Here is a 9,617-nt window from a genome sequence, read left to right on the forward strand (position 1 = left end):
CTGGACCCTGCACGCCGCTGCCAGCCTGCTCTGGCCCTATGTCCACCGCCAGCAGATCCCGGTCACGCTGATGTACGCCGAGTTCGAGTCGGCCGACGGCCGGGCGCTGTCGCCGGAGCAGGTCCGCCTGCTGGCGCGCGAGCTCTCCCTGCGCGCCCAGGAACGCCTGCGCGGCAGCGACATCATGATCCGCTACAACGCACGCGAGCTGCTGTTCCTGCTGCTGGACTGCGAAAGCACGCACATCGACCCCATCGCAGGCGACATCCGCAGCCGCTTCGAGGCCGCCAGCCGCGACATCGGGCTGCCGGCCGTGCTGCGCCTGGGCGCGACCTGGCTGCCGCGCGAACCCATGGCCCTGGACCAGCTGCTGAACGGCCTGCACGAAGCGCTGCAGCGCGCGCGCCACTACCGCCAGGGCAACACCGGCGCGGTGCGCGCGGATCCGGAACAGCACAGCCGGGGACTCGGACGCGGCTGAGCGGAAACGCCGACGATCAGTCATTCAAGGCCACATCCTGTCTGACAAATTGCGGATGCAATCCGATATTGCCGGTGCTACTATGGTTCCCGTCCGAACGTACAGGTCCGGCCTGCCGCAACAGTCCGCCCGCGTGCCCAGGACAGGAAATCGACCGATCCCGGTTCCAACCTGAGAGAGAAATCATCATGCAGATCAAGAAGATTGCTGTGCTGGCCGCCGTTGCCGCTACCCTGGCCGTTGCTGGCTGCGCCAAGAAGGAAGAAGCTGTCGAAGCTCCGGCCGCTGAAGAAGCTGCTCCGGTTGCCGAAGAAGCTGCTCCGGCCGCTGAAGAAGCCCCGGCCGCTGAAGCCCCGGCCGCTGAAGCCGCCCCGGCTGCTGAAGCTCCGGCTGCCCAGTAATGGGTTGAGGCTCACGCCTCGCGAAAAGGGGTGCTTCGGCACCCCTTTTTCATGCCTGTTTTCCGGAGACGACACATGACCTGCCCCTGCGGCTNGCCGAAGCCGCCGACTGGCAGAGCCTGGAAGTGCTGCAGGTGGAAGCCGGCGGCGAACAGGACCGCAAGGGCCTGGTCGAGTTCATCGCCCATTACGACATGGGCGGCGTCAAGCAGCATCACCACGAGGTGTCCGGCTTCGTGCGCACCGACGACGGCTGGCTCTTCCGCGACGGCAAGGTGCTGCACAGCGGTCCGTCCGAGAAGCCGAAGCCGGTCGTCAACGAGCTCAAGATCGGCCGCAACGACCCCTGCCACTGCGGCAGCGGCAAGAAATTCAAGAAGTGCCACGGCGCCTGACCGCCGTGCGCTCCCAGTGACCCACGAGAAGAAACAGAGGATTTCCCATGAGTAACGATCCCGTTGTCATCGTCAATGGCGCCCGCACCCCGATGGGCGGCTTCCAGGGCGCCCTGGCCGGCGTCACCGCCCCCGAGCTCGGCGCCATCTCCATCCGTGCCGCGCTCGAGCGCGCCGGCGTGGCCCCGGAGCAGGTGCAGGAAGTGATCATGGGCTGCGTGCTGCCCGCCGGTCTGAAGCAGGGCCCGGCCCGCCAGGCCGCCCTCGGCGCGGGCATTCCCGCCGCCGCCGGCGCCACCACCGTCAACAAGCTCTGCGGCTCGGGTATGAAGGCCACCATGCTGGCTCACGACCTGATCAAGGCCGGCACCAATGACATCATGGTCGCCGGCGGCATGGAGTCCATGACCAACGCCCCCTACGTGCTGCCCAAGGCCCGCAGCGGCTACCGCATGGGCCATGGCCAGGTCATGGACCACATGTTCCTCGACGGTCTGGAAGATGCCCGCACCGGCCGCCTCATGGGCTCGTTCGCCCAGGACATGGCCAACACCATGGGCCTGACCCGCGCCGACATGGACGCCTTCGCCGTCGAGTCGCTGCGCCGTGCCAATGCCGCCATCGCCAACGGTGACTTCAAGGCCGAAATCGTTCCGGTGCCGGTGCAGACCCGCAAGGGCGAGGTGCTGGTCGACACCGACGAGCAGCCGGGCAACGCCAACCCGGACAAGATCCCGACCCTGAAGCCGGCCTTCGCGAAGGATGGCAGCATCACCGCCGCCAACGCTTCGTCGATCTCCGACGGCGCCTCGGCGCTGGTGCTGATGAAGGAAAGCAAGGCCCGCGAGCTGGGCCTGAAGCCGCTGGCGCGCATTGTCGGCCACGCCACCCAGTCGCAGGATCCGAGCGAGTTCACCATCGCCCCGATCGGCGCGCTCAGCAACCTGTTCGCCAGGACCGGCTGGACTGCCGACTCGGTGGACCTGTTCGAGATCAACGAAGCCTTCGCCATGGTCACCATGGCGGCCATGATCAAGCACAACCTGCCGCACGAGAAGGTCAACGTCTACGGCGGCGCCTGCGCGCTCGGCCACCCGGTCGGCTCTACCGGCTCGCGCATCCTGCTGACCCTGATCCACGCGCTCAAGCAGCACGGCAAGACCCGTGGTGTCGCCGGCCTGTGCATCGGCGGCGGCGAAGCCACCGCCATGGCGATCGAGATCATCTGATCCGGGCGGGCCGCCCTCCGCCATCGCTGTATCGAAAAGCCCCGGTCCGCCGGGGCTTTTTCATGTCCGCACCGGCATGAGCTGCCTGCCCCGCCCGCCAAGAACCGCGACCGTCGGCGGCATCCGACTGACGCTTCCTTTTCTCCGCCTGAACGGTACGAAAACCGTAAACACGCCGTGCTAGTGTGCCTTTCGAAGTGCAGCAGGAAGCTGCCGGCCATCGCGGGGCGCCCATGAAATTCGTCAGAAACGTCATCCCCTACCGTTATTTCGTTTGGCTCGGCAGCGGTATCGCCTGCATCGCCTCGCTCGGCCTGTGGTGGTGGCACCCGCTGATCGGGGCCACGCCGGTGCTGGTTTTCGGCGGACTGACCCTGCTCGGCACGCTGGACTACTTCCAGAAGAAGCAGGCCATCCGGCGCAACTACCCGATCATGGCCCACTTCCGCTTCCTGTTCGAATCCGTGCGCCCGGAGATCCGCCAGTACTTCCTGGAGTCGGACACCGAGCACATACCCTTCTCGCGCAACCAGCGCGCCCTGGTCTACCAGCGCGCCAAGAACACCGTGGACAAGCGCCCGTTCGGCACCCTGATCAATGTCTACGAAGAGCACTACGAGTGGATCAACCACTCGGTGAACGTGCAGCACATCAAGGACTGCGACTTCCGCGTGATGATCGGTGAGGGCAACTGCGAGCAGCCCTATTCGCTGTCGGTCTACAACATCTCCGCCATGAGCTTCGGCGCGCTCTCCGCCAACGCCATCATGGCGCTGAACAAGGGCGCGAAGATGGGCGGCTTCGCCCACGACACCGGCGAGGGCTCGGTCAGCCGCTACCACCGCGAGCACGGCGGCGACCTGATCTGCCAGGTCGGCAGCGGCTATTTCGGCTGCCGCAACCCGGACGGCACGTTCAGCGAGGAGAAGTTCCGCGAGACCGCCGCCAACCCGCAGATCAAGATGATCGAGATCAAGCTCAGCCAGGGCGCCAAACCCGGCCATGGCGGCGTGCTGCCCGGCGCCAAGGTCACCGCCGAGATCGCCGCCGCGCGCGGCGTGCCCGAGGGCGAGGACTGCGTCTCGCCGCCTTCGCACTCCGCGTTCGGCACACCGGTCGAGCTCATGCACTTCATCGCCAGGCTGCGTGAGCTCTCCGGCGGCAAGCCGGTCGGCTTCAAGATGTGCCTGGGCCACCCGTGGGAGTTCTTCGCCATCTGCAAGGCCATGCTGAAGACCGGCATCCACCCGGACTACATCGTGGTGGATGGCGCCGAGGGCGGCACCGGCGCGGCGCCGGTGGAGTTCACCGACCACATCGGCACGCCGCTGCACGAAGGCCTGGTGCTGGTGCACAACACGCTGGTCGGCATCAACCTGCGCGACAAGGTGAAGATCGGCGCCGCCGGCAAGATCGTCTCCGCCTTCGACATCGCCCGCGCCATGGCGCTGGGTGCCGACTGGTGCAACTCCGCGCGCGGCTTCATGTTCGCGCTCGGCTGCATACAGGCGCAGACCTGCCACACCGGACGCTGCCCCACCGGCGTGACCACGCAGAGCTGGCTGCGCCAGCGCGCGCTGGACCCGGAAGACAAGGCCACCCGCGTCTACCACTTTCACCACAACACGCTGAAGGCGCTTGGCGAGATGGTCGGCGCCGCCGGCCTCAGCCACCCGAACCAGCTGAAGCCGCATCACATCGTGCGCCGTGTCTCGGTCAACGAAGTCGCGCTGGTGTCAGCGCTGATCCCCTACCTGCAGCCGGGCGATCTGCTCGAGCACCGCGCCGATCACCCGGTCTACCGGCTGTTCTGGCAGATGGCCGATCCGGACAGCTTCGCGCCGGTGATGACGCCGACCTGAGGCCTCAGCGCGCCGGCGCCACCGGTACCGGCGTGGCCCCCGGCGTCGCGCGCGCGGCCGGTGATGCCAGCAGCTCGCGCGCCCGGGCGATGGCCGCCGAAATGTCCTGCAGCTTCGCCTGCGCCGCGCGCTCGCCCTCGAGCAGGCTCTGGTGCTTGCTGGCCAGGTCCAGCGTGCCCACGCCCAGCACGTTCGGCCTGATCACCACGTCCGCCTGCGGCAGCTCGCGGTTGATCGACTGCTGGCCCATGATGTTGATGGTCTGGTCCAGCAGCGCCCAGGCCGAGCGCGTCTGCCCGGCCACCGGCCGCGCCGAGATATCCACCGCGATCACCACGTCGGCGCCGAGATCACGCGCCGACTCGACCGGGATCGGACTCACCAGACCGCCATCGACATACTGCTTGCCGGCGATGGTGGCCGGCACGAAGACATTGGGGATGCTGCACGAGGCGCGCACCGCCTGGCCGGCGTTGCCGCGCGTGAAGATCACCTTGCGGCCGGTGTCTGCCTCGGTGGCCACCGCCGCGAAACGGATGGGGAAATCCTGGATGGACTTCTGGCCGACACGCGCGTTGACGTAGTCCTGCAGCTTCTGGCCGAGCAGGAAACCCTGGCGGCTCAGCGTCAGGTCGCGGACATCCGACTCCTGCAGCTGCAGCGCCAGCTGCTGCAGCTCGAACGGCTTCAGGCCGCTGGCATAGAGTCCGCCGACGAAGCTGCCGGCGCTGGTGCCGACCACCAGCTGCGGCTTGATGCCATGCGACTCCAGCACCTTGATCACGCCGATGTGGGCGAAGCCCTTGGCGCCGCCGCCGCCCAGCACCAGCGCGACCACAGGCTCGCGCACGGGCGGTGGCGGCTCGACCGGCTTCACCGGCGCATGACGACACGCCGCCAGCAGCAGCACGGGCAGCAGGAGAACAGCAGGCAGCAGACGACGCATGATCGGACTCGCGGAGGTCAGGACCGGGTATCAGGAAATGGCGGTGGCACTCGCCGTCACGCCGGGACTCGCCATAACGGACGGCAGGCGCAAAGCGGTTACCGTATTTTGCCAGAATTGCGCCGCCAGCACCTCGGGCGCCTCGCCGCGCAGCTCGGCGAACGTGGCCAGCACCGAAGGCAGGTAGGCCGGACTGTTGCGCACCCGCTCGCCAGGCTGGCGCGGCCGGCCGTCGGCATGGTGCGCATGCTGCGGATGCGGAATCAGGTCGGGGGCATCGGTCTCGATCACGAAGGCGTCGGCCGGCAGGGCCTGGGCCACCGCGCGCAGGCGGTTGGCCTGCGGGTACGTCAGCGGCCCGCCCAGCCCGAGGTGCAGGCCCAGGCGCCGGTACTGCCGCGCCTCCTCCACGCTGCCGGAAAAGGCGTGCAGGATGCCGCCGCTGCGATGCCCGACGCGCTTCAGGCAGGCCATGATGTCGGCATGGCAGCGCCGGGCGTGCACGATCACCGGCAGGTCGTGCTGTTTCGCCAGCGCCAGCTGGGCCTCGAACAGGCGCACCTGGCGCGCCCAGGCGGCGGGCGCGGTCAGCTCGGGCAGGAAACGGTCGAGGCCGATCTCGCCGACCGCGACCACATCGGCATGCGCCGCCAGCGCATCGGCCAGCACCCCGACATCGGCATCGTCATGCGCAGCCAGATGCACCGGGTGCAGGCCCAGCGCCGGCCACAGCACGGGCAGACCCGGGGAGGAGGCGACGGCATGTGCCCGGCACAGCGTCAGCAGCTCATGCCAGCGCGCGGCGACATAGGCCGGCACCACGATGCCGGCGACCCCGGCCGCGCGCGCGGCCGCCATGACCACCGGCCGGTCGGCGTCGAACTCGGGGGCGTCGAGATGGCAGTGGCTGTCGATCAGTTCCATGGCGTGCTCCCGGCCTGCGGACCGGCGGCACCAGCCAGCCGGACAGGCTGCGCCGGCGGCGTGGCACAACCGGGATCAGCGCGCCGGCAGGTATTCCGGCTTGAGCACATCGCGCAGGCGGGCATAGTCGATGCGGATATCCGGCGCGCCCTCGGAATAGGGGCCGATCTCGTAGGGCTGGTACTGCAGCTCCAGACCGTCCTTACGCAGGGCGAACAGCGCGGTGGTGGCGAACGGCCAGCCCGCTGCCAGCGCACCGCTGTTGTCGCGGCTGTGCGCCCAGGCCTGGTGGGCCTTGCGGGCCTCGGCCCAGAAGGCGTCGGCACGGCCGGGCAGGATGATGTCGGTGAGCGCCAGCTGGCGACCGAGCTGGCGGTCCCAGTTCACCGGCGTGATGCTGGTCATGCCGTGGGCGCCGCCGGTGAAGGTGTAGACCGTGACCTGAATCACCGACACCTGGCCGACGCCGGTCTTGAGTTCGGCTTCGATGTCCTGCTGCCAGGGCTCGCCCGCTTCGGCGGCTTCGGTCATGAAACGCTGGCCCATCTGGCGGATCACACCGGCCACGTCGGCATTGCCGGCGGGCGCATCGATCAGCCTGAGCAGCGCGGCGTCCAGCGCCGGCTGCCCGGGGAAGCCCAGCCAGTCGGCCTCGAACTCGGCGCAGCGGTCACCGCAGCCCTGGCCCTTGAGCTTGACCTCGACCGGAGTCGACGGCAGCGCGATCTCGGCGGAGACGGTCGTGGCGGCCCCGGCCGGCGGCTCCTCGACCGGCTTCTTGCGCTCGCAGGCCGTCAGGCCGAGCACGGCCAGCAGACAGACGAGCACGACATGGCGGGAAGCCGCCGGCGCTTTCGACATCGACACCCTCTTCATCTGTGTTCCGGCCATGACGGCCACCTCGGAGCCGGGCGGCGCCCGGGCATCAGTGCTCGCGCGTGGGCGAGAAAACGATATCGGGATAACGCTCCTGCATGATCTGCAGGTTGACGCGCGACGGCGCCAGGTAGGTCAGGTGGCCGCCGCCGTCCAGCGACAACTGATCATGCGCCTTCTTCCTGAACTCGGCCAGCTTGCGCTCGTCATCGCAGTGGATCCAGCGCACGGTGGACACGTTGACGTTCTCGTACACGCACTCGACCTTGTATTCCTCCTGCAGGCGGAACGCGACCACGTCGAACTGCAGCACGCCGACCGCGCCGAGGATGAGGTCGTTGTTGATCTGCGGCATGAAGACCTGGGTCGCGCCCTCCTCCGACAGCTCCTTCAGACCCTTCTGCAGCTGCTTGCTCTTCAGCGGGTCCTTGAGGCGCACGCGGCGGAACATTTCCGGCGCGAAGTGCGGAATGCCGAGGAACTGCAGCTTCTCGCCGCCGGTGAAGGTGTCGCCGATCTGGATGGTGCCGTGGTTGTGCAGGCCGATGATGTCACCCGGCCAGGCCTCTTCCAGATGCGCGCGCTCGCCGGCCAGGAAGGTCAGCGCGTCGGCGACGCGCACTTCCTTGCCGATGCGCACGTGCTGCATCTTCACGCCCTTCTCGTAGCGGCCGGAACACACGCGCAGGAAGGCGATGCGGTCGCGGTGCTTGGGGTCCATGTTGGCCTGGATCTTGAACACGAAGCCGGAGAAGACCTCTTCGGTCGGCTGCACGTCGCGCTGCGCGGTCTTGCGCGGCAGCGGCGCCGGCGCCCAATCGACGAAACCGTTGAGCACGTGATTGACGCCGAAGTTGCCCAGCGCGGTGCCGAAGAACACCGGCGTCATGCGACCGGCGAGGAACTCGCCGAGATCGAATTCGTGGCTGGCGCCCTGCACCAGCTCCAGCATGTCGCGCAGGTTGGCGGCCTCGTCGCCGAGGGTGGCGTCGGCATCCGGGTTGTGCAGGCCGTCGATGGTCCTGTCGGCGATCAGCTCCGAACCATGCCCCTGCTGGTACAGGTAGTAGCGGTCCTCGAGCAGATGGTAGACGCCCTTGAAATCGCGGCCGCTGCCGACCGGCCAGGTCACCGGCGCGCACTTGATCTTCAGCACCGACTCGATTTCATCCAGCAGCTCGATGGGGTCGCGGATCTCGCGGTCGAGCTTGTTCACGAACGACACGATGGGCGTGTCGCGCAGGCGGCAGACATCCATGAGCTTGATGGTGCGGTCTTCGACGCCCTTGGCGCCGTCGATGACCATGAGCGCCGAGTCCACCGCCGTCAGCGTGCGGTAGGTGTCTTCCGAGAAGTCCTCGTGGCCCGGCGTGTCGAGCAGGTTGATCGTGGCCGCCTTGTAGGGGAACTGCATGACCGAGGTGGTGATGGAAATGCCGCGCTGCTTTTCCATTTCCATCCAGTCCGAGGTCGCGTGGCGGTCGGACTTGCGCGACTTCACCGTGCCCGCGACCTGGATGGCCTTGCCCCAGAGCAGCAGCTTCTCGGTGATGGTGGTCTTGCCCGCGTCGGGGTGCGAGATGATGGCGAAAGTGCGGCGCGAGGCGACTTCCGCCGCCAGTTGTTCGGTGAATGACATGGATGCTCGGTATGACCTGATCAGCGATGGCGCGGATTATACGGGATGACCGGCGCCCATGCCCGTCATCCCGGGAGGAGCCGCGCCGGCTCAGCCCATGCCCGTGCTGCAGGCCATGAGCAGCGCATCCTCGCGCCCGTCCGGGCCTTCGTAGTAGTTGCGACGGACGCTCAGTTCGTTGTAGCCCAGCGACTGGTAGAGCGCGATGGCCGGGTGATTGGAGACACGGACCTCGAGGAACCAGATATTGACGCCGTCGGCCAGCTCCTCGTCCATGAGCCGGCGCAGCAGATCACGCCCCAACCCCTGGCCGCGGCGGGCGGGATCGACGGCGATGTCGAGCAGGTGGACCTCGTCGAGGATGCGCTGCACGAAGGCGAAGGCGGCGATGCCGCCGGCATCCTCGAGCACGAAGGCGGCATGCGCCTGCAGCGACTCCTGCAGCCCCTTCATGGGCCAGGGCGTGGGATGCGAGACGCGCTCGATGGCATGCACCGCGTCCAGGTCGCCGGCGTCCATGCGCCGCAGCCGCAGACGGGACTCAGTCATCGCCGGCCAGCTGCAGCCAGAGCGCGCGCTTGGCCAGCGGGCTGGCCAGCAGTGCCGACAGCGCCGGCAGCTGCCGGTGCGGGCGTTGCACGAAACCGGCCAGCGGCTCGCCCAGCACCAGCAGGCGCATGTCCTCGCCGAGGTCTCGCGCCAGCCAGCCCTGCATCACGCCCCGGGCGGACTCGCTGTCACGGCCGATGACACCGCTGCGGCCCTGCCCCAGCGGCCACGAGAAATCGGCCGACAATGTCTCCGGCTGCCAGCCGAAGGCACGGCAGAGGCCCTCCCAGAGCGACTGCTCCTGCGGGCCGAGGT

At 68.2% G+C, this 9,617-nt stretch carries 11 protein-coding genes; 5 read left to right on the forward strand and 6 right to left on the reverse strand.

The features are described 5' to 3' along the window. From C5O18_RS10325 to C5O18_RS03225, 5 genes are all read left to right on the forward strand, one after another. Window positions 1-481: nucleotidyl cyclase domain-containing protein (locus C5O18_RS10325; RefSeq protein WP_158249251.1), on the forward strand; the 481-nt coding region annotated here is incomplete at its 5' end. Between the two features lie 188 nt (window positions 482-669). Continuing rightward, entirely contained in the window at window positions 670-882 is a 213-nt protein-coding gene (locus C5O18_RS03210; protein ID WP_105191414.1) for a hypothetical protein, read from the forward strand. Window positions 883-968: 86 nt separating this feature from the next. Further along, window positions 969-1,277: a YchJ family metal-binding protein gene (locus C5O18_RS03215; protein ID WP_277422140.1), complete on the forward strand. Its 309-nt coding sequence runs from the start codon at window positions 969-971 to the stop codon at window positions 1,275-1,277. Between the two features lie 47 nt (window positions 1,278-1,324). After that, entirely contained in the window at window positions 1,325-2,506 is a 1,182-nt protein-coding gene (locus tag C5O18_RS03220) for an acetyl-CoA C-acyltransferase (protein WP_105191416.1), read from the forward strand. 233 nt (window positions 2,507-2,739) lie between these two features. After that, entirely contained in the window at window positions 2,740-4,368 is a 1,629-nt protein-coding gene (locus C5O18_RS03225) for an FMN-binding glutamate synthase family protein (RefSeq protein ID WP_105191417.1), read from the forward strand. A gap of 4 nt (window positions 4,369-4,372) precedes the next feature. Here C5O18_RS03225 and C5O18_RS03230 read toward each other — a convergent pair whose 3' ends face one another. The 6 genes from C5O18_RS03230 to C5O18_RS10330 all read right to left on the reverse strand — a co-directional run. Beyond that, window positions 4,373-5,314: a patatin-like phospholipase family protein gene (locus tag C5O18_RS03230; RefSeq protein ID WP_105191418.1), complete on the reverse strand. Its 942-nt coding sequence runs from the start codon at window positions 5,312-5,314 to the stop codon at window positions 4,373-4,375. Window positions 5,315-5,344: 30 nt separating this feature from the next. Next, window positions 5,345-6,238: a TatD family hydrolase gene (locus C5O18_RS03235; protein ID WP_105191419.1), complete on the reverse strand. Its 894-nt coding sequence runs from the start codon at window positions 6,236-6,238 to the stop codon at window positions 5,345-5,347. Between the two features lie 75 nt (window positions 6,239-6,313). Further along, complete coding sequence (locus C5O18_RS03240) at window positions 6,314-7,099, reverse strand: RsiV family protein (RefSeq protein WP_146089185.1); 786 nt, start codon at window positions 7,097-7,099, stop codon at window positions 6,314-6,316. Between the two features lie 64 nt (window positions 7,100-7,163). Further along, the gene (locus C5O18_RS03245) at window positions 7,164-8,753 is read right to left on the reverse strand and encodes a peptide chain release factor 3 (protein ID WP_105191421.1); all 1,590 of its coding nucleotides are present in this window, start codon (window positions 8,751-8,753) and stop codon (window positions 7,164-7,166) included. 90 nt (window positions 8,754-8,843) lie between these two features. Further along, the gene (gene rimI, locus C5O18_RS03250) at window positions 8,844-9,302 is read right to left on the reverse strand and encodes a ribosomal protein S18-alanine N-acetyltransferase (RefSeq protein ID WP_206389705.1); all 459 of its coding nucleotides are present in this window, start codon (window positions 9,300-9,302) and stop codon (window positions 8,844-8,846) included. Continuing rightward, a partial coding sequence (locus C5O18_RS10330) for a hypothetical protein (protein ID WP_158249252.1) occupies window positions 9,295-9,617 on the reverse strand: 323 nt, incomplete at its 5' end. The genes rimI and C5O18_RS10330, both read right to left, overlap by 8 nt.

Origin of the sequence: Amnimonas aquatica (genome assembly GCF_002943415.1) — a bacterium.
In the GTDB taxonomy this organism is placed as follows: Bacteria; Pseudomonadota; Gammaproteobacteria; order Pseudomonadales; family Moraxellaceae; genus Perlucidibaca; species Perlucidibaca aquatica_A.

Excerpts from the sequence above, each read along its gene's own strand:
- C5O18_RS03210 (WP_105191414.1), top strand. The coding sequence starts at position 670 with ATGCAGATCAAGAAGATTGCTGTGCTGGCCGCCGTTGCCGCTACCCTG.
- C5O18_RS03220 (WP_105191416.1), top strand. The coding sequence starts at position 1,325 with ATGAGTAACGATCCCGTTGTCATCGTCAATGGCGCCCGCACCCCGATG.
- C5O18_RS03225 (WP_105191417.1), top strand. The coding sequence starts at position 2,740 with ATGAAATTCGTCAGAAACGTCATCCCCTACCGTTATTTCGTTTGGCTC.
- C5O18_RS03230 (WP_105191418.1), bottom strand. The coding sequence starts at position 5,314 with ATGCGTCGTCTGCTGCCTGCTGTTCTCCTGCTGCCCGTGCTGCTGCTG.
- C5O18_RS03235 (WP_105191419.1), bottom strand. The coding sequence starts at position 6,238 with ATGGAACTGATCGACAGCCACTGCCATCTCGACGCCCCCGAGTTCGAC.
- C5O18_RS03240 (WP_146089185.1), bottom strand. The coding sequence starts at position 7,099 with ATGTCGAAAGCGCCGGCGGCTTCCCGCCATGTCGTGCTCGTCTGTCTG.
- C5O18_RS03245 (WP_105191421.1), bottom strand. The coding sequence starts at position 8,753 with ATGTCATTCACCGAACAACTGGCGGCGGAAGTCGCCTCGCGCCGCACT.
- rimI (WP_206389705.1), bottom strand. The coding sequence starts at position 9,302 with ATGACTGAGTCCCGTCTGCGGCTGCGGCGCATGGACGCCGGCGACCTG.